This window comes from Burkholderia sp. Ac-20345, assembly GCF_017104825.1.
GTDB lineage: Bacteria > Pseudomonadota > Gammaproteobacteria > Burkholderiales > Burkholderiaceae > Burkholderia > Burkholderia lata_B.
The window spans coordinates 17,972-37,171 of record NZ_JAAGPO010000007.1; the positions used below are offsets into that span (position 1 = coordinate 17,972).

At 60.0% G+C, this 19,200-nt stretch carries 23 protein-coding genes; 4 read left to right on the forward strand and 19 right to left on the reverse strand.

Features of this window, described 5'->3' with window-relative positions:
• Positions 1-185: 185 nt before the first annotated feature.
• Positions 186-869, reverse strand: coding sequence for a GntR family transcriptional regulator (locus tag G3O06_RS04620; protein WP_174988151.1), 684 nt, complete (start codon positions 867-869; stop codon positions 186-188).
• Between the two features lie 401 nt (positions 870-1,270).
• On the opposite strand from G3O06_RS04620, the gene G3O06_RS04625 reads away from it, so the two are divergent.
• From G3O06_RS04625 to groL, 3 genes are all read left to right on the forward strand, one after another.
• A complete protein-coding gene (locus G3O06_RS04625) occupies positions 1,271-2,041 on the forward strand; it encodes a response regulator transcription factor (protein WP_205815183.1) in 771 nt (256 codons plus the stop codon).
• A gap of 488 nt (positions 2,042-2,529) precedes the next feature.
• A complete protein-coding gene (locus G3O06_RS04630; RefSeq protein WP_174913053.1) occupies positions 2,530-2,823 on the forward strand; it encodes a co-chaperone GroES in 294 nt (97 codons plus the stop codon).
• 46 nt (positions 2,824-2,869) lie between these two features.
• The gene (groL, locus tag G3O06_RS04635; RefSeq protein WP_174913049.1) at positions 2,870-4,510 is read left to right on the forward strand and encodes a chaperonin GroEL; all 1,641 of its coding nucleotides are present in this window, start codon (positions 2,870-2,872) and stop codon (positions 4,508-4,510) included.
• Positions 4,511-4,616: 106 nt separating this feature from the next.
• Here the strand turns inward: groL and G3O06_RS04640 are convergent, their stop codons facing one another.
• The 4 genes from G3O06_RS04640 to G3O06_RS04655 form a co-directional block, all read right to left on the reverse strand.
• Positions 4,617-5,066 (reverse strand): hypothetical protein, encoded by a 450-nt coding sequence (locus tag G3O06_RS04640; RefSeq protein ID WP_174988157.1) that lies wholly within the window; start codon positions 5,064-5,066, stop codon positions 4,617-4,619.
• A gap of 4 nt (positions 5,067-5,070) precedes the next feature.
• Entirely contained in the window at positions 5,071-5,685 is a 615-nt protein-coding gene (locus tag G3O06_RS04645) for a peptidoglycan recognition family protein (protein ID WP_205815184.1), read from the reverse strand.
• A 15-nt stretch (positions 5,686-5,700) separates the two neighbouring features.
• Positions 5,701-6,171 carry a type VI secretion system tube protein Hcp gene (locus tag G3O06_RS04650; RefSeq protein ID WP_205815185.1) on the reverse strand — a complete coding sequence of 157 codons (471 nt, stop codon included), beginning with the start codon at positions 6,169-6,171 and terminating at the stop codon, positions 5,701-5,703.
• Positions 6,172-6,606: 435 nt separating this feature from the next.
• Positions 6,607-7,473 carry a hydroxymethylpyrimidine/phosphomethylpyrimidine kinase gene (locus G3O06_RS04655; protein WP_174913045.1) on the reverse strand — a complete coding sequence of 289 codons (867 nt, stop codon included), beginning with the start codon at positions 7,471-7,473 and terminating at the stop codon, positions 6,607-6,609.
• 254 nt (positions 7,474-7,727) lie between these two features.
• Between G3O06_RS04655 and G3O06_RS04660 the strand changes: the two genes are divergently transcribed.
• Positions 7,728-7,898, forward strand: coding sequence for a rubredoxin (locus tag G3O06_RS04660; RefSeq protein ID WP_004186709.1), 171 nt, complete (start codon positions 7,728-7,730; stop codon positions 7,896-7,898).
• Positions 7,899-7,926: 28 nt separating this feature from the next.
• Here the strand turns inward: G3O06_RS04660 and G3O06_RS04665 are convergent, their stop codons facing one another.
• From G3O06_RS04665 to G3O06_RS04730, 14 genes are all read right to left on the reverse strand, one after another.
• On the reverse strand, positions 7,927-8,760 hold the full coding sequence (locus G3O06_RS04665) for a hypothetical protein (RefSeq protein WP_205815186.1): 834 nt from the start codon (positions 8,758-8,760) through the stop codon (positions 7,927-7,929).
• A complete protein-coding gene (locus tag G3O06_RS04670; RefSeq protein ID WP_205815187.1) occupies positions 8,751-9,089 on the reverse strand; it encodes a hypothetical protein in 339 nt (112 codons plus the stop codon). The genes G3O06_RS04665 and G3O06_RS04670 overlap by 10 nt, the downstream gene beginning before the upstream one ends.
• Positions 9,090-9,203: 114 nt before the next feature.
• Positions 9,204-9,668 (reverse strand): hypothetical protein, encoded by a 465-nt coding sequence (locus G3O06_RS04675; protein ID WP_205815188.1) that lies wholly within the window; start codon positions 9,666-9,668, stop codon positions 9,204-9,206.
• 9 nt (positions 9,669-9,677) lie between these two features.
• On the reverse strand, positions 9,678-9,854 hold the full coding sequence (locus tag G3O06_RS04680) for a hypothetical protein (RefSeq protein WP_176000328.1): 177 nt from the start codon (positions 9,852-9,854) through the stop codon (positions 9,678-9,680).
• Between the two features lie 21 nt (positions 9,855-9,875).
• Complete coding sequence (locus G3O06_RS04685) at positions 9,876-10,331, reverse strand: hypothetical protein (protein ID WP_205815189.1); 456 nt, start codon at positions 10,329-10,331, stop codon at positions 9,876-9,878.
• Between the two features lie 282 nt (positions 10,332-10,613).
• Entirely contained in the window at positions 10,614-11,108 is a 495-nt protein-coding gene (locus G3O06_RS04690; RefSeq protein ID WP_205815190.1) for a hypothetical protein, read from the reverse strand.
• Positions 11,109-11,331: 223 nt separating this feature from the next.
• A complete protein-coding gene (locus G3O06_RS04695; RefSeq protein ID WP_176000325.1) occupies positions 11,332-11,751 on the reverse strand; it encodes a hypothetical protein in 420 nt (139 codons plus the stop codon).
• A 77-nt stretch (positions 11,752-11,828) separates the two neighbouring features.
• Complete coding sequence (locus tag G3O06_RS04700; protein ID WP_176000324.1) at positions 11,829-12,185, reverse strand: hypothetical protein; 357 nt, start codon at positions 12,183-12,185, stop codon at positions 11,829-11,831.
• Between the two features lie 453 nt (positions 12,186-12,638).
• Positions 12,639-13,403: a hypothetical protein gene (locus tag G3O06_RS04705; protein WP_205815191.1), complete on the reverse strand. Its 765-nt coding sequence runs from the start codon at positions 13,401-13,403 to the stop codon at positions 12,639-12,641.
• A 192-nt stretch (positions 13,404-13,595) separates the two neighbouring features.
• On the reverse strand, positions 13,596-13,796 hold the full coding sequence (locus G3O06_RS04710; RefSeq protein ID WP_205815192.1) for a hypothetical protein: 201 nt from the start codon (positions 13,794-13,796) through the stop codon (positions 13,596-13,598).
• Between the two features lie 333 nt (positions 13,797-14,129).
• Complete coding sequence (locus G3O06_RS04715) at positions 14,130-16,064, reverse strand: hypothetical protein (protein WP_205815193.1); 1,935 nt, start codon at positions 16,062-16,064, stop codon at positions 14,130-14,132.
• Positions 16,054-16,977, reverse strand: coding sequence for a hypothetical protein (locus G3O06_RS04720; RefSeq protein WP_205815194.1), 924 nt, complete (start codon positions 16,975-16,977; stop codon positions 16,054-16,056). The genes G3O06_RS04715 and G3O06_RS04720 overlap by 11 nt, the downstream gene beginning before the upstream one ends.
• 26 nt (positions 16,978-17,003) lie before the next feature.
• On the reverse strand, positions 17,004-17,537 hold the full coding sequence (locus G3O06_RS04725) for a hypothetical protein (protein WP_175026485.1): 534 nt from the start codon (positions 17,535-17,537) through the stop codon (positions 17,004-17,006).
• A 621-nt stretch (positions 17,538-18,158) separates the two neighbouring features.
• On the reverse strand, positions 18,159-19,154 hold the full coding sequence (locus G3O06_RS04730) for a hypothetical protein (RefSeq protein ID WP_205815195.1): 996 nt from the start codon (positions 19,152-19,154) through the stop codon (positions 18,159-18,161).
• Positions 19,155-19,200 lie beyond the last annotated feature (46 nt).

Sequence of the window (19,200 nt, forward strand, 5' to 3'; positions counted from 1 at the left end):
ATCCCGCCGGAAGTGATGATGTCGTGCCGATACCGGCATGTGCGCGATCGATCTTGCGCGGCATTTGCCTGCCGTAAGTGCTTGCTCAATTCATCGAAGGCGCGCGATCAAATGTGCGATGTGGCGCATCAAAACACGCGGCGCAACCCTCGGTCGATATCGCAAATCGAAGCCGAAAAGTACGATCAGGCCGATGCTCGCGAGCGATGTGGCTCAAAGTCACGCGTAAAGCAGTCGCGTGTAAATGCGTCGATGTAGTCCATCATCATGTCGGATGCGCGTCCGGCTTCCTGTTCGTCACCGTCAGCGACTGCACGCGCGACTCTCGTGTGCTGCAGGCTTGCTGTCGGCAAATCATCCAGCTGCTTGTGATACATGAAATAGAAGCGCCGTGACAGCGCATGTAACGGCGCAATAGCCTCGGCGGCGAAGCGATTCCGAGAAAACTGCGCGATGAGCTGATTGACGGAATAGACGCCTCTCAAATAGCCGACGACGTCTCGTGATTCGCCTGCCGCGTCGAGTTTTTCGGCGATTTCGCGGATCTGCTCGCGCTCCTCGGGCAATGCCCGCCGTGCAGCGCGTTGTGCAATGAGACGTTCAAGTTCACGCCGCGTCTCGAGCACGAGCAACTGATCGTGAATATTCGGGACGGTGATCATGATGCCGTGTCGCGGAACGATCTGAAGGAGATGCGACGCGGCCAATCGTTGTGCGGCCTCGCGAACCGGCGTTCTCCCCGTATTCAGCTTTTCTGCGAGCGATGCCTCGGACCAGACGCTGCCGGGCGCAAGCTCGAGCGTGACGATGAGTTCTTCGAGGTTCTGGTGAGCCTGTTCGGCAAGGGTGCTGCCCGTCAGTCCGTTCATGTGCGTAAGTGATCGCTGCAGGAATATCACTAACATATTAGTCCGGTCGTCCCCTGTTTTCAACACAAGGTAAAAGGGGCACGGTCAAGGAACGGGTTTACCCCTCTTTGATCTTCGACAAGCGATTCGATATTCTACTGATATGTTAGTAACATCTGAGTGACATGCCTGATGGGTGAGCCATGTCGCGCCACGCCGCGGTGAACCTCCCGGCTCGTTGACAGCCAGTCAGGGTTGGAAGGTTGCGTGGCGATTGGGTTGTGAGGTTGGTGTTGAGGTGAGGTTGGTTTCAATCGATCGGCAGCGATTAAAAATAAGACGTCATGTTTGTACCTGTGTATGCAGGCGATCGATTTGGAGTGCGATGCAAATCATTCGAGTCGACGAAGGCTGGGGGTGTTATGAGTATCTTGTTGGTGGAAGGGGATCCGGGGCAGGCGTCAGCGTTTGAAATGGCGCTGCGAGGGGCGAATCGGGAAATTTCCCGCGTGTGCGATAGCGCGCGAGCCGTCCAGTTTCTGAAAAGGGAGATGGTCGAACTCATCGTGCTCGATTGGCGGATTCCGGATGCCAACGGCCTGAATTTATTGCACTGGATCCGGGCTAACGTCGGAGGCGAACCGGCCGTCTTGTTCCTGGCTGCGAGAACGCTTGAAGCAGATGTCGCGGCCGCGCTGGACGCAGGCGCCGACGAGTACATCGGTAAGCCGTTTCGCGAGATCGAGTTGGCCGCTCGCGTCAATGCGCTGTTGCGTCGAAAGGGCCGCAACAAAAAACTCGATAGCAGGGTCGAGGTCGGGCCGTATGTTCTGAATCCGCTTGCGCGCACCATCGCGCTGCACGGAAAAATCATTGATTTGACGGCAAAGGAATTTGCGCTGGCAAATTTCCTGTTCAATAACATCGGGAGCGTGCTTTCCAGGGATTCGTTGTCGACGCTGGCGTGGGGGCGGGCGCTGGATGGAACGTCGCGGAGTCTCGACACTCACATCTACCGGCTTCGACAAAAACTGGCGCTTCGTCCGGAAAACGGGCTGCAACTGTGTGCCGTGTATACGCATGGCTACCGGCTCGACACGGTCGACGAATGTTCGGCGGTGGAGAATTTTGCGGTCCCTGGCCAGGTGTCGCAGCGTGCCATTTCCGAGAGTCCGGCGCCCGCGCTGCTGTAGACAGTTCCGGGATATTCGTCCGTTCAACGGGGCGAGGGTGTCGCCGCGCGCCCACAGCGTGAGCGTAACGGAGTGTCCGAACCCCATTTAATTTGCTTGGGTGCACCTTGATGCACGGGATTTCCCTGAGGTACCGTGGTCGCCGGGGGAGATCCGTGACGACGGCTCGAGCAAGCGGCTCAGGGCATCTTCCAGGCTCGCTCTGGCTCTCGGGCGCGCGGCTCGTTAAGTAATTGTTTTTGCTGGATATGTTGCCGATTGCCTCGCGTCATTCAGAGCGTCTCAGGCACTGGCCCAAGTGAGCAAGGCTCAAGGTTGAGCGAGCCTCGCCGGCCCGAAAAAAACCGTCAATCCCCCTTCTTGAATTTGTCAAAACCCGTCCATATAATTAGCACTCGCTGCACGAGAGTGCTAACAATTCTCTGCCGGGCGATAAGCCGGGCAGATTCCCTAAGCGTTCTTCAATCTCAGTCAAGAGAGGAGTGAATATGAACCTTCGTCCTTTGCACGATCGCGTGATCGTCAAGCGCCTGGATCAGGAAACCAAGACCGCCTCGGGCATCGTGATCCCCGACGCCGCTGCTGAAAAGCCGGACCAGGGTGAAGTCCTGGCCATCGGCCCGGGCAAGCGCGACGACAAGGGCGCCCCGATCGCGCTCGACGTGAAGGTCGGCGATCGCGTCCTGTTCGGCAAGTACGCAGGCCAGACCGTGAAGGTCGACGGCAACGAACTGCTGGTCATGCGCGAAGAAGACATCATGGCCGTGGTCAACGCGAACTAAGCGTCATCCGACGGTACATATTCCCAAGAATTCAAGGAGTTAGAAGATGGCAGCTAAAGACGTCGTATTCGGCGATTCCGCCCGTTCGAAGATGGTCGAAGGCGTGAACATTCTCGCCAACGCAGTCAAGGTCACGCTGGGTCCGAAGGGCCGCAACGTTGTGCTCGAGCGCAGCTTCGGCGGCCCGACGGTCACCAAGGACGGTGTGTCGGTCGCGAAGGAAATCGAGCTGAAGGACAAGCTCCAGAACATGGGCGCGCAAATGGTCAAGGAAGTTGCTTCCAAGACCAGCGACAACGCAGGCGACGGCACGACGACGGCAACCGTCCTCGCGCAATCGATCGTCCGCGAAGGCATGAAGTACGTCGCATCGGGCATGAACCCGATGGACCTGAAGCGCGGCATCGACAAGGCAGTCGCAGCGGCTGTCGAAGAGCTGAAGAAGATCAGCAAGCCGTGCACGACGAACAAGGAAATCGCACAGGTCGGCTCGATCTCGGCGAACAGCGACACGTCGATCGGCGATCGCATCGCTGAAGCGATGGACAAGGTCGGCAAGGAAGGCGTCATCACCGTCGAAGACGGCAAGTCGCTGGCCGACGAACTCGACGTCGTCGAAGGCATGCAATTCGACCGCGGCTACCTGTCGCCGTACTTCATCAACAACCCGGAAAAGCAAGTCGCCGTCCTCGACAACCCGTTCGTGCTGCTGCACGACAAGAAGGTGTCGAACATCCGTGATCTGCTGCCGGTACTCGAGCAAGTCGCGAAGGCTGGCCGTCCGCTGCTGATCATCGCTGAAGACATCGAAGGCGAAGCGCTCGCAACGCTGGTCGTCAACAACATCCGCGGCATCCTGAAGACCGTTGCGGTCAAGGCACCGGGCTTCGGCGATCGTCGCAAGGCGATGCTGGAAGACATCGCGATCCTGACCGGCGGCCAGGTGATCGCGGAAGAAACCGGCCTGACGCTCGAGAAGGCAACGCTGGCAGAACTGGGCCAGGCGAAGCGCATCGAAGTGGGCAAGGAAAACACGACGATCATCGACGGTGCAGGCGAAGCCGTGAACATCGAAGCACGCGTGAAGCAAGTGCGCGCGCAAATCGAAGAAGCGACGTCGGACTACGACCGTGAAAAGCTGCAAGAGCGCGTGGCCAAGCTGGCCGGCGGTGTTGCAGTGATCAAGGTCGGCGCAGCGACCGAAGTCGAAATGAAGGAAAAGAAGGCACGTGTCGAAGACGCACTGCACGCAACGCGCGCAGCTGTGGAAGAAGGCATCGTGGCAGGTGGCGGCGTTGCGCTGATCCGCGCTCGCACCGCGATCGCAGGCCTGACCGGCCTGAACGCCGACCAGAACGCCGGCATCAAGATCGTGCTGCGCGCGATGGAAGAGCCGCTGCGTCAGATCGTCACGAACGGCGGCGAAGAAGCCAGCGTCGTGGTGGCGGCAGTTGCTGCAGGCACGGGCAACTACGGCTACAACGCAGCGACGGGCGAGTACGTCGACATGGTCGAAGCCGGCGTGGTCGACCCGACCAAGGTCACGCGCACCGCACTGCAGAACGCAGCTTCGGTTGCAGGCCTGCTGCTGACGACGGACGCAGCTGTCGCAGAACTGCCGAAGGAAGATGCACCGATGGCGGGCGGCATGCCGGGCGGCATGGGCGGCATGGGCATGGACATGTAATCGACTTCGATCGATTGTCCGGAGCGCGCAGCGATGCGCGTTCCAGCCAAAAGAAAGACCCGCAGCGATGCGGGTCTTTTTTTATGGATTCGCAGGGCGATCGTAATCAGAAGCCCGGCAGGTAGCACGAAGTGTCATCGTCTTCATCGTGAAGGCCGTAGCTGCACGCGAACGGATCGTGCCAGCCGTTGTTGCGACCGTTGTAGAGATAGACGGTGTTGTCGTTCGATGCCCATGTTAGCGACGCAGTGCCGCTGGAGTACGCGCGCCACCTCCCCGAACTACCGTCCGGGAACGAAATCGTGCCGTCCGAAAAGCAGGGCGAGTAGTAATCGTGGGCGACAAACTTGCCGTCAATTGGCGCGGCTCTCGAAAAGAACCGCTTCAGTTGCGCGACGGTCGGTGTGAAATTCTTGCACGCGCCCCTGGTCAGCGGGTCGTTCGGGGTCGACGTTTGGCCGGATTGCTCGACAGTCACGGCGCTCACCTCTCTGGCATGGCAGAGGGCGATCGGGACGCACAACACAACCGCTGCGACACATTTGGCTCGAACCATTGCGTTACTCCCACAGTGCCGTGCTTGTCTCGGTGGCGTTCTTGCGCCCGACTTCCGGATGCCGATATACCTCTCTCATCTCGACATTCAGCGTCTCGGACAATTCGCGAACTAGCCATTTGAGCGATGAATTCTGTTCGGTCGTGACGCTTTCATAAACCGGTTCCGCGTTTTTCTCGTCGGGGTAGTACATGCCAACGAGTTCGATTCCGATTGCGTCAGAGTTGGATGGATAGCGGTCTGGAAACGCTTTCCGGGATTCGTAACGATGGGACGCGGCGGGGCCGGTCTGATACGCACGCCTTGCCGCCCGGAGGTCAGCGGTCGAGCACTTGAGTGTGCTGATGCAGCGTGACTGCAACTTGCCGACGTGATTGGTGATTCTGTTCAGGGATGCGGTCTGATAGATCGTCCCATCTTTGTCGATCAGGAAATGGGCGCCGTTTGGTACGTGCTTGGCGTTGCTGTAGCTATTGAAGGTGCTTGAGACGGTGGCGCCTCCAGTTTGATGGACGACGATACCGTTCACGTGTTCCATCGGCCCACGTTCGATAGATGAATATATTCTGACGATCACGCGATCGGCATCGACATGGCCCTGCTTTGAAATGAAAAGCATGACTGACTCCGATCCTCAGGTCGTTTTGCCAGTTTTGATGCCGTATCCTGCTGCGACCGTTTCGCCGTTCCCACCCTGGGCATTCTGAACGACATATTCCTGCCGGATGCTGGCGAATGAAAGTTGGAACTCCTCTCGCGGCCTGACCATGTTCAAATTGGCGACCGAATTGATCCGCGTGATCAATACCTTATCCATCGTGATCTTGAGATATTCCAAGGGTATGCCGCCGCCGGCCTTGCGCATTACCAAAACGGCGTTCTCGATGTGATTTCCTTTCAGGCAATGCAGCATGAGGATCGGCGATGCACGATCAACATAATGTTCAATGGTCAGGTCATTGGCCGTGCACTTGCCGCCGGTGCGCGTGGTTGACGACTGATCTGCGGACCAATCCCACGCCAATACGTCGATCTCGTCCAGATGAAAGGCGTCTTGAGATTCACCCCTGATGCCGGTCAGTTTCAGGAAAATGTCCTGCGCCATCGCATACTCCTTTGCTCGGTTCACATTGAATGGAATGAACCGTAGCAGTGGATATTGCGGCCAATCTATAGGACCGATTCGATTTCCGGCGAGTTTTTGTGTTGGAATGTACGATGTTTGTTCATCGCTCAACCGAGAATGGATATGAATCGAGTCGGGTTGGCGAGAGCGTGGATTCGGCCGCGATGACTGCGGTCGTGTCGGGCTGAATGGGCGGGATCGCGCGCCGGATGGTTCGGATATCGGACTGCGCGGGGCGGGAAGCCTAAGGTTTAGAGGGAGTCGTGCGGAGCCGACGGTCGTTGTCGATACAGCGCGTGCATCATTATTGAATTCCCGATGCCGAATTCATGTGCGATTGACGGATGCTTGCAGTTGAGGGGTGACGGGCGCGCGGGTGTTTGATTGTTCAAACGCCCGCGTGGCCCCGGCACCTCAATGCCGGTGCGACGTCCTCGGCACCGGGTCGGCCTTCACGGCCGGCGGCGTGTCCGAGTCTTCGTTGCTGCGCGCCCAGAAGAACCGGTCGGGCAGGTGCGCGCCCATGCCGGGCCGGAACGCGTCGCGGACAGCCTGGTACAGGTACTCCTGCGCCTCACGGACCGCCTCGGGCGGCTCCTGGCCGTTCGCGAGCAGCGCCGCGATGGCCGCGCCCAGCGTGTCGGTGATGCCCATCAGCCGGTGCGGCGAGCGATCCCACATGTCCTCGCGAAGCTGGCCTTCCTCGCCGTACAGCGTGTTGACGAGCCGGTGCGATCCCATCTCGGACGACAGGATGTATTCGCAGCCCTGCGACAGCAGGTGCGAGACGGCCGCGTCGAGGTTCGGCGCCTCGGCGTCGCCGTCCGGCTGCGCGAGTGCGATCAGCGTGGCGTAGTCGGCAACCAGCAGCGTGGTTTGCGGCGCCAGCAGGTCGGCGATCGATTCGCGCAGGTCGTCGGCTGCGAGCACGTGCTCGTCGTCGAGCGTGAAGTCCGGTGCGAGCACGAGCGGCACGCCGTCGTAGTCGGCGACGACCTCGGCGATCGCGCTCACGACTTCCGCGCGCGTTGCCGCGCCGATCTTGAACGCTGCGACCGGCATGTCTTCGAGCAGCATGCGCGCCTGGGCGGCGACCACGTCGGGATCGAGGCCGGTCACTTCGTCGCAGGCGGCCGAGTCGCGCACGGTGTAGCCCGTCAGGACGGACACGCCGTGACAGCCCATGCTCGCCAGGGTCATCAGATCGGCTTGGAGGCCGGAGCCGCCGGTGGGATCGGACAGGCCGAAGGTGAGGACGATCGGAGGGGCGTTGCTGGACATGTAAAAATGGGGCAAGAGAAAAACGGGAAAGCGACGGACATGCGGACGGCGAGGCGAAATGGGCATTTTTGGCCCTGTGTTGCCCGGCAGGCCGCACTTTTCAGTCATTATGCGGCGGAATCCGGCCCGCACGACGGATTTTTTAGCGCAGCGCAACGTAGTCGCGTTACTCCAGCGCGATTGCTAGGCAGTCCGGCCCCGACACGGTACCATCATGGCTCCCGAATTTACCGACTTTCCCGACGCGGCTTAAGATGGAATACAAGAGCTGGATGTGCCTGATTTGTGGCTGGATTTACGACGAAGAAGCCGGGCTGCCGGAAGAGGGCATTGCCCCGGGCACGCGCTGGGAAGACGTCCCGATCAACTGGACGTGTCCTGAATGCGGCGCCCGCAAGGAAGACTTCGAGATGGTCCAGATCTGACCGGACCCTTGGCCCACGGACACACCGCTCAGGCCTCGCATCGGCCCGGCGCTTGCGCGTCGAGGCTTGCGCGAGCGACTTGACGATGACAGGCGCGCGTGTCCATGAGGCCCGAACCGGCGAACGTTCCCCAACCTGCCGCCCCGCCCTTCGCCGTGCCCGTACCCGTGCGCAGGCTCTGCGGTTCATCGATAATCATCGCGCGGAAGTAGTCCGTCGCGAAAATATCGGTCCACCCGAAGATCTGGCTGATCCGGAAAATGTAGACGTCCGCTGGCGGAAGGTCGTAGGGCTTGGCCTGCTTGATGATGTGAACCTTCAGGTTCGTGAATGCCTGGATCTTGTCCCTCCACTGTTTCTGCATATGGGGGTCACAAACGACGGCTGCGGGTAGCGCGCCCGGTTCCGCGCACAGGAAGCCGGCAGCGGTGTACGTCTTCCCAAGCCCACCCTCATCACCGAGCAACAGTCCGCGCCGTCGACGGAACAACTGGATAGCCTGCTGCTGGTAGTGGCGAATGACCTCGCCTTCCCGCAGACCAAGAATCGCCGGCGGAACATAATCCGGTAGGAGAATCCGCTCGAGTTCGGCTTGCTGGACGTCGAATAGCGCCTTGCCGGCCATCAGAGCGGCCTGATCCTCGACCGTCATATGCAACGGGTATCTGGCCAGGAACCACTCCAGATCCGCCGCAACCATCAGATCACGTGGCAGTTCGAACGGGCCGGCCGACTGCTTCGGCACACGGGGAAAGAGCTGCTTGAAGCGGATGGCCACATGCGGCTCGAGACGTGAGACTTCCCACGACTTGCCGTCCTTGATGAGCCGAAGTTCCCCGAACGTCCGCCGCATCAGATCCACCCCCGGCTCAAGGAAGCCGCATAGACGGGCTTGCCGTTGATCTCGGCGGGCAACCCCATTGCGATATTCGATGCGAGAACAATCACGGTCACGTCCGGGCTTTCAGCGTACCGCGAGATCTGCTTGAAGATGTCGATCTTCCGCGCCTTGTTGCGCATCTTGCATTCCACGGCGATGCCACCGGCAATCAGGAAATCGATAATGTCCTTGGGCGAAATGCGCTTCTCCCGCTCGAACGTCACCCCAGCTGCCGTGAAGGCGCTTTCGACACCCTCCTGCAGGTGCTTCTCTGTCGAGAGGTCGAACCGATGCCCGTGCAGCAGACGCACGATCTGCTCTGGGGTATGAGTCGGGGCTGACGTTGATTGGGACATGGGATGACTGTTCGATGTGCTATGCGGCGAGTTTGCGCGATCGCGTCGTGGATTCAACCCCTGGCACGCTTAGGCCGCCGCCACGATCAACTCGTCTGGTACGTCAAAGAAGCCTTGCATGCCGCGAAAAGGCACAGGCTCCGGAAGCAGACGTGCATCGGCCGCCATCCAGGCAAACCGACCAGGTGAAAAATCCCCGAAATTCCCGTGCCCTTCGGCCAGCTCTGACGGCACGCTTTCCTTGAACACCACGCTGCCGATGATGCAGCCAAGGGGCATCTCTCGGAGGGTACGAAAGCCCGCCGCCAGGATCGCGCGAACATACCGGTCGAAGGCTTCTTCGACCGGTGCACCGTCGTTGCGATCGCTCACGTACTGGGCGAGTTCCATCAGGTCCCCGGCCGCCTTCGCAGCATGAATGGCCACGCGCGTGCCGACGATCGAGCGTGGAAGCCGCCAGCCCCGCGTTTCGTAGCGCTTCGGGCCTGCGAGAAGGAGCGAGGCATGCGGCTGCCAGATGGAGATGGCTTTCATGGCGGAGGCTCAGATCTTGTCGGTACGCGTCGACGCCGCGCGCATGGCTCGAGGCTTCGTCTCGACCTGGATCATCGTGACCTTCTCCAGATGCTTCTTTTCGCGGGTCGCCTTGCGCTTGACACGTTTGTTCCGGTCCGCGCTGATCACGATTGCGCCGACACCCACTGCCGTACCTTTTGCCATGATCACTCTCCTTTCACGAAACTACGTTTGCACCAGAAAAGCATCGTCTCCGCTTATGCCGCGAACGAAGGCATCGATCGCGAAAAACTCCCGGAATCCGACCGAGAAATGACCGGACCACGTATCGGCCGGTAGCGATCGAAGCCCGTCCCTCTCGACCTGCCGCTGAAACAGCAGGAATTCCGTCATCGACGCGCGACCCAGGCGCGGGCCGTGACCAGTCAACACGCGGCCGCCTTTCATCGCTTCCACCGCTGCCTCCCATGACGCAAACCCGGCGCTCTCGGCGAACGCCGTACAGGGATGCGTATTGGAGAACCCCGTTGGCTTGCCATGTACGCACGAGATTACGGTGAGCAGCCCTGCTTGTTCCCTGCCCTCGATGCGAGCAGCAGAGGACGAGTCTGGTGATGACAGATCACTCCGATTTGCCATTACCGCACCCGTCCTGCGAGTTGTTTCAAAATCCGATTTCATTGCTTTTTCTGCGCTTCTTGCTTACTTATTATCCGGTCAGTCTATCCAGCGATCCTTCAGTTTCTAGCCCCGCGGTGGATCTCGCCGCAATCAAAAACCCGCGTGCCTTTCGACAACGCGGGTTCAGGGGTTCTCAACGCCTGACGGACGTCGAGCCCAACAGTTCTGCGATTGCAGCTTCGGGAAGAATCGCATTCACGGTCAGGTTCCCGATGGGAAAAACCCGATCCGCCCATATGGGAAACCCACCCTAGTTGATTGCGCTCGACCGTCCATGCTTTCTCAGTGACGCGTGTGAACCGGACGGTCCGCACGCAGGGTGCCGAGCTCGATCACGCTGAGCAGCACCTTCGCGAGGTTGCGATCGCGAATGTATGAGCGGATGACGTCCCGCCCGAGCTGGCCGTTGTGCTGCACCGTGATCGTGTAGCAACGCTCCGCCGGATCGTCCTCGATGCGCATGAAACCATCGATTTTTCCCGAACGGATGCGAAACTCCAGCCCCGCGTTGAACATGGCGAAGTCATCGTCAACGTCACGATAGACGACGCTATGTGCCTGCACACCTGCTTTCACCATCGCTGACCAGACCGTACAGGACCCCGGCGCGTCATGCGCTTCCAGGTGGTCGATGATGCCGATCAGCCGCTTCGACGTGATGTCGTCACGTTTGATCGGCAGGCACAGTTCCGCGAACTCAGCATCGGACAGAGCCGAAAGATCGTCCGCAACGGCCGCATTACCGAGACCAACTGCAAGGATGGATTGAATCGACATATCCTGCTCCTGAACATGTGTTCGCGAAGCAGGCCCCGCACGCGGGACATGCCCCGCGGGGTTGAAGAATTTGACTGCCGGGAAGCCGGCTGTACCGATAGACGCCAAGATGACGCGCCAGAGGCTGGTAACGTCCAGCTACCGGATCAAGGATCACTTAAAGTATAGCGGCATTTCCTGACAGGAAGCATATTCCCGCCGGTCACGCCAGCTGACTTTGTCGTTACTGCACGGTCTCCTTCGTAACGGTCACAAGGTACGGACCCGAAAGGAAACTGATGTGCTTCCCGTCGAACGAGCCAAAGATATCCAGGCCGGCGTTCAGGTCGACCGCAATGGAGGTGTCGAGAGCATCGCTGACCTGATTTTTGACGAATACCGTCGCCGTAATCACACGCCTCACTTCCGGCCCCTTGATGCAGAACTGCTCGCGCGTCGGCACGACTTTCTGTGCCGTCTGCACATTGCGCACAGGTCCGTAATAGCAGCCATCGCTTTCCACGACAGTATCGATCACCGGAACACTTTCGACGAACTTTTGCTGGTTCGTCAGATAGCTGGCCGTGACGACGACATGCCACTTTGCTGCGTGAGCTGCGCAACATGCCGCGCTTGCGAATAGTGCAACGAGAATTTTCTTCATCTAGTTCCCCGTAGCGGACAAATCTTGCCCGCTCTTCTTCGAATAATGGACGCCAACTTAACTGCGCCCCTCGGAATCTATGCCGCCTTGGATGGCACCAAATCGACTATTGCCTGGTATCGCTCCCCAAGATGCTCGGCCAGGGCCGACGTCGCCGCCCTTGCCCGTGTTCCGTCCTCCCGGTACAAGCGGGAGTCACTGGACACGGGGCGATCGGAGATCCAACTCGGATCTGCCTCAAGTCCCGCAACGCGGGTATCGGAATCAACTCGGCCGAGCATCACGCGCTCCTTGTTGAGGCCGTGTCCGTAGAAATGCAGTGCATCGATAAGCTGCCTGACGAGAGGAGCGGGAAGCGTCACAGCAGCATCGTCGAGTGACATGGCCTGAAGTGCGTTCTGGTCGATGCCTCGAATATGAGGAAGCGTGTCCATCCTGGCCGGTCCTATGCTGAATGGCCTGTCGGCGATTGACTTCCCCGCCAGATCAGGCCGGCCGGAGCGCAGACCCGGGAATTTCGGGAACGCCTCTACCCGGCCACAGCGGCAGGTTAGCTTTCGATGATGACGGGAACAATCGCGGAACGCGCGCTAAAACCGGGGGGTTTCCGGTCGCTTACAAGCACGCGGGCACTGAAGATACTTCGTTGCTCAATCAGCGGGCGCTCCCCACTCGCTCCCATTCAAGCAATGTCGAGTCCGTCTTGGAATCAACAACGCGGCAGTAGCTGCCGTTCGGACAGCAGAATGAGACGATCAGGGAAGCAAGCCAGTGCCAAGGTACGGCGTATTTCGGCGCACGGGTGCCACGCCGTACGAACACTTGATAGCGGTGCATGGTTAGTCCTTGTGTAGGGGAGAAGCCAAGTCTCCCCTCCGGTAGATCGCTTACGATTTGACCCGCGCGAACGCCCATCGGTCGTCTTCGTAGAAGATCATATCGCGACCGTCTTGGACCCGGGAAAGCCAAACATCCCCTTCTGCGGCCACGCCGAGCCGCCGGCGGACCGCAAGCGCGATCGCCTCGTCGAATTGACTGGTCAGGCTCAGATTGAAAACCCGCCCCGAAAAGCTCATCCGAAGTGCGACGCCCACCACCAGAAGGGTCATCCACATCCAGACAGCACCGGAGACGGACGCCGACAGTTCATCCGGCGATGCGTGGGCCATGGACGTGCAGATCGAAATGATCTCGTTCGGGGCGAACAACGCAAGCGCGATCGCGCCCAAAACGAGCGCGGTAGGCAGCGCCAAAACAGTTTGCTTGGTCAGATTCCAGAAGTTCTTGACGCCAGCAAACAACTGCGCGAGCCAGATCCGGTTGTCACGGAAAACGTAATAGCGAACCGCCGCATAGTCACTGTCGCTGATGGTGCCGACTGTGACCGAGTTGATCGTGACGTCCCATTCGAGCGGCCGATTCTCGTCGGACCTTCGAGCGAGGGAGTTGATATAGCGGTCACGACCAAGGGCCGAAAGCGAGCCAATCAGGCCGGCCAACACACCGACACCGATGTGCGCCAGGCGCGAATGATGTCCCTGCGACATGAAGAATAGGAAGATCGTCCCCAACAGGGTAGAGACCACCGCGCAAAACACGTACGAATTCGCGTCAGCCCGGAATCGAGCGACGACGTTGCTCAAGAATTTCATTCCCCTCTCTCCTATCGCGCGTAGCGGGCGCGGCCAGATTTATCGTCAGAATCAATTCCCGATAGGAACTTTTCGGACGGCTGGAACCGAAAATACGCGATGCCCAAACTGCCCGCAATGGGAAAAGGGCGAGCAATCAGGGGGGGAATGTGAAGGGATCCCGACGTAATCTCACCAAAACTCGGTTTCCGATTAGGAAATATCTGCGTTCCGAGTCCGCCGGGCCTTGTCCTGGATCGTCGAATGAGCGCCACTTTCCGCAGTTGACTCGCCCTGAACCAGCGCCGTCGCTATCTGCGCGAGATATGGATCGTCCCCCATGCACGCACTTTCGTCGAGGGGGTCCGTTTCGCCTGCGGCGGCTTTGCGAAATCTGGAAAGGAACTTGAACATGGTCGCCTCCATAATTTGATTTTGTGTTTGCGTCGGCGCCACGCTCCAAGCGCCATTACTGGTAGATCTTCAGTTCCCGATTCGAGGGCAGCACCGTCGACGCCGCGACATCGGCAAATACCGATATCGAAGGCGTCCATGACAGTACGCAGAGAAAAGACCGGGTGAGACCGTGCACGCGCATTTCCGATTCCGGGGTTGGATTGCTGGGAGCATTCAGGATATGCCCACCCTTTCTCGGGAACAACGGCAAAACGCGCGCTCAATCGGCCGTCTTTCAGCGACTGGAAGCAGTTAGGAACGGCGGCCGCTTCCAACCACGTAGCGGCGTGTTCACGCCACCATGCGGTTCGTATCACCGGAAACCATCTCGGCCTTGAGCCATTCCGGAACGGTCGGCCTCGATAATCGCTGGGTCTTCCAGTATTCGCGTGCGCAGGCTCGTACTGCCTCGCGGTGATACCGCCACCAGCCCTTGAACTTGCGGCGTTCGAGCGTGCCCGATTCGGCCCACTTGATGAGCGTGGCCCCGGAAACGCCCGCTTCCATTGCCGCGTCGGTAAGGAACAACCATTCGTCCGACAAGCTTCGGGTGCCCTTCTTCGGCTCGACCAGTGCCTGTCTCAGACGTTCGAGCATCGGCGCCGAAACGTATAACCGGCGCTGATCCCACTTGGCGCGGGATACCCGGAACGTGCCATCGTTCTTGCGAGCGATAACCCAATCCAGCGACGTGCCGAGCTCCTCAGCGGCCTCCTGGAGCGTGTATCCTTCGCGGGACTCCAGCCGCTTTTGCACCGCTTGAAATGTGCTCAATGGAATCCCCTCGGCGCCGCGCCAATTGACGCCGTCCAGCAGATGATCCAGGCGCTCGAGTGTCACGCCCAAGCGACGGGCCGCATTTTCCCTGGAAAAGCCGTGCTTCGCACGGAAATCAGCACACTGCTGCCGGAGGACGTATTCAACTCCCCGGGCCGCGCCCGCCGTTCCCATCTTCGACTTCAGGGTACCGTCTTCGATCAGATTCCGCAGTTCCCTGCTCGTGAAGTAGTACTGCTCGCATGCCGTTTCGACAGAGATCCAGGACTTCGCACCTTCCCCGCTTGGACACTTCCGCGCGATCCACCTGGTCACATCAGTCTTCGAGACATAAGCGCGCCGACCGACCGTCGCCGTGGCCATCATGCCGTTCTGGACTGCCCTCCGGACATACCCAACATTCAGGCCGGACTGCGCGGCGACCTCCTGAAGGGTAAGCCCCGGCGACCACTTCATGGTGAGGTGACGCTTGGCCCCATGCTCGATAGGTGGATAGCGACGAACGTAGTCCTCAAAAGTTTTCGGAGCGCCTTCCTCTCCCCAGATATGCCGGCAGGTCTCGCACACTTCCGGATGCTTGCGCTGTTGCCACAGCCGATGCGTGACCTTGAGGTTGTCCATGTTGGCCTGCCCATGCCATGGCATCGGCTTTCCGGCGCGTCGATCGGCGATCAATTGCTTGGCGACCACCGGATCGACCCACCATGTACCAAATTGCGTCGACGGTCCCTTCGTCCCGTACGGGTTGCAACGCACTGCAGACGGGACGTGACCGGCCCGGGCGAACTCCGACAGCTTGTCGCTCCGAATGGAAAGCGGCTCCTTCAGCGTCGAAAGCAGCACATACCCTTCCGGCGGGAAAGTGCGCCGACTCTTCCACGCCTCCCACTCGTCATAGGGGATCACCCAGCGATGCCCGACACGCACAGCCTTCAGATGCTTCTTCTCGATCGCCTGGTTGATGATCGCGAGCGAGCCGATTTCGTTTCCAGCCTGCTTCGTAGTCAGACCGCCGATCAGATCGCCGGCTTGCATGCCAATGACATTGATCCGGCACTGGACCGAGTTTTTGCTACGCGCGGCTTCAGGGTCGCCGGTCAGTTTCCGCAGCCTCGCCGTCAACATACGTGCGATCTCGGGCACGCTGAGCTGGCCAACCAACGTTGCGAGCAGCGCCAGTTCGGGCGGTTGCCATTCGTAGCCGTTGATGTTGAGCGGAATCGGCCAGTCTGACTCTAGCGGGGCGCGGCCGTGCCACAACGTGAAGAGCTCAGTGAATGTCTTCGAGGGCACATGGCGAACGCAAACGCCGACGCGCTTGACCTCGTCGACATCCTCACAAGCCTGGTCGACCACCGCGCCCAGGTAGTAGCTGCTGGCCCGATAGCCGTAAGCGAGAACAAAGGATTTCCACTCCTGCCGCGCCAAGGCAGGCCAATCACGCTTCATCCCGGACCTCGAGCTCGTTCTTCAGCGCCGCGGCGCCGGTGAGCATCTGCTGCGCCGAAAGCCCGGCGATCGCGCCGAGTACGTTGATCGTGTCCGAGTCGCGCAGCCGCAGCAGCCGGTCGGTAGAGATACCCCCCATCGCCCGATTCCACTGGCTGAACGTCGCCGGCAGCGAGCGGCGAACCGGCTTCGCACGCTGCGCGACCTGGCTCAGGGCCTTCGCCATCGGCATGCGCACGCGTTCCATGCCGCGCCGGCTGATGCAATAGAACTCGCCCGGCGCCAACGTGTTGAGGTCGGTGAACTCGATACCCGAGCCGCGGAACTGCGGCGCAAGTGCGAACCAGACCGTCGGGTCTTCCTGCGTACCGATGAGCGTCAGGTTCTTGTCGCTAAACACAGAACGATTCAGCGAGGACGTGTAACGCAGCGCCGTGATCATGATGTCGACTGCGCGCTTGCGGCCTCGACCGACGAGATCATTGATGATGTCAGTCGCCTCGCCGATGTCTTCCTTGCGCTTGCGCGTCGCGCTGAAAAGTTGCCCTTCGTCGATCATGATGAAGAGCGGCTTGCGGAACTCGTCGGCGCAATCGAGCAACACGCGGCCGTACGGGACGAACTCGGTGGCGTCTTTTGCTCGCACGACAACGATCGGCTTGTCGCGCTTCGTCAGTCGCTTGCTCAGTTCGTCCGGGTCGCTAACGGCCGCCCCGTACATGGACTCCATCTCGCTTTCGGGATCGATGAACACGCTCACCCAGCCCTGTTCGGACAGTTGCTCCCCGATCAGCATTCCGGCATTCGTCTTGCCGCTGCCGCGCGGCGCAACGGCCAGCGCCACAATGCCGGTCATGGCGTATTCCGAAAGATCGATGGCGCGACCGCCGAGCTTGAGAGTCGCATTGGCCATTTCCGGCCGTCGGATCACTGAGTGAGTCATACCCCGTCCTCCCGCGCGTCGAGAATGATTTCCTTGATGGTCAGAACCTGCTTGGAATTGAGCGAATAGACGACCGCGAAATCGTCGATCAACTGCTCGTCGATCCGATCCAGCGTCCCATCCCGCTTCGCCCTCGCCAGCATCTTGCGCAGGCTGGCCCAGTCTTTCCCGGCTTCCGACGTCGCGCCGCCGCCGAGTTCGGCCTTCAACTGCTCCATTGTGTAGGGCGCGGCGTCCGGGCCCAGATCGCATGCAAGACGCTCGTTCAGGATGCCGAGTACCTCCGCTATTGGCAGGTAACTGCTCATCTTTCGAGCGAGAGATTTTTCCGCCGGCGTGAAATCACGGGCCGGCGTCTGACTCGCGGTCCCTTCGGGCGTCACGAGCTTGAGCGGCTTTCCGAGTTTGCGCGCTTCCGGTCGACTCTCACATGACCCGCAGACCGCGATCTCGAAGTTGTCGCCTTCCCCGGCATCCAGCGTGCAGCCGCAAAGCCGGCAGCGCATTTGAGCTTGAGCGTTCGTCGCCATGATGATTCCCCAAAATGATCTTGCCGATTCGGGAGGAGCCACGGTCCACGCGCCAAAGCGCGTTCATGCAGGGGGGTGGACTACGCAACAAATCACTTCTTGGCAAGAAGTTAAGAGGTAATCTACACCGGCTCGCCGCGAAAACAAGTCTGAGAAAACAACGATTTGCGGGGGGAATGTAGCCGGAATCGCCCCCCGGTTTGGCGAACCGGTATGAAGCAGCGACTAAAGCGACGGTGAAATGCTGGCGGAATGATCCGCGTCCAATTCTTTCTCGACGCTGATCCTGCCTAGGCCGTCCATCTCGACGTGAACGCGGCAACCACACTGCGCGCAGGAACCATCTCCCTTGCAGCCCGTTCCGGCGCGGCGGCCGCGACGGTGAAGCTGCGACTCTCCGATCCAGATCCGCGCACCGCACCCTTCGCCAGGGCATGACACAACGATCGCGGATGATTCCCCTTCCGGGAAACCAGTTGCGGCTGGATCCGATGCGAGATGATTGTCCACGGGATTCCCTTCGGGTATCGAGTAGGGGTTGATACTGCTCACGGAACCAGCGTACTGGAGCGGCACCCCGATTCAAGGCACGTCGCTCACTCGCGAGCGAGGTTCCGTTAGTTAGGATGGGATCCGATATGCAAGCGGACGGACGTCGACGCGATCGAGGTAGTCGGCGATCTGCTCGTGGCCGAGTTCGCCACGCGCGAGGATGTCATCGGCCAGTTCGACCAACAAATCCCGGTTGCCGACGAAGAATTCGCGCAGATCTTTCCGCTGACGTTCCTGAAGGGCGTTGATCGTGTCCCGGTTGATCTGCCGTTGCCAGAAGGTAACCGGGCAACGGTAGAAGGCTCCCGCGCTTCCGGCGATGGCAAACCCCGTCGCCAGATTGATCCATTCGGCGTAGTCGTCAGTGCCCCCATTGCCGCGGGAGCCCAACACTGCAAATTCCGCCTCGAGGCCGGCCAGATCGATCAGCATCGCGACATAGGCGTATGTTGCCGGTACCTGCATTGGAGTCAGCAGGACCTCCCCGCCTCTTGAGCTCTCTTCGTCGATCACCGGACGGACCACGACACGCATGTCGCTGGGCCGTTCGGGGAGTAGCCTGTAAAGCAGCGTATGGCCGGCCTCATGGATTGCGACGCGCCGCATTTCCTGGGGGGATTGCGTGTAGGGCCGCACGGCCACTTTCTTGGCGACCGGAGTAGATCGACGCTTGGTCACCAAGGATTCCACCACAGCAACAACAGCAACGGCCGCCAGAGCTGGTATTGCCGCTCGTGGCGAGCCACTCAACGCGGACAGTAGCGCGGAGATATCCGGAGCGCCAAGGCTCAAGAAGAGAACGATGACCGCGAGTGCGAGAGCCCGGACCAGAGCCCTGCGGCCGTCAGGTTGGATCAACTGCGTCAGCCCGATCCACAAGAGGCCCACCAACACGATATCGGCACACAGGTCAAGCGTGAGGGTTCCCTGAATTGGGGGACGCGGAAGCAAGAGGAGAACTACCGCCGCGACTGCAAGCCATGACGCCCCATCGCACGCTATCCTCAGGACACGTTCATGCCATTTGGGTGCCAGCAGCGCGATCCGGTTGCCTAGCTTGCTCATAGAGACGTCCCAGAGAAAACGAAAAGCTGGCAGGAGGTCGCATTGC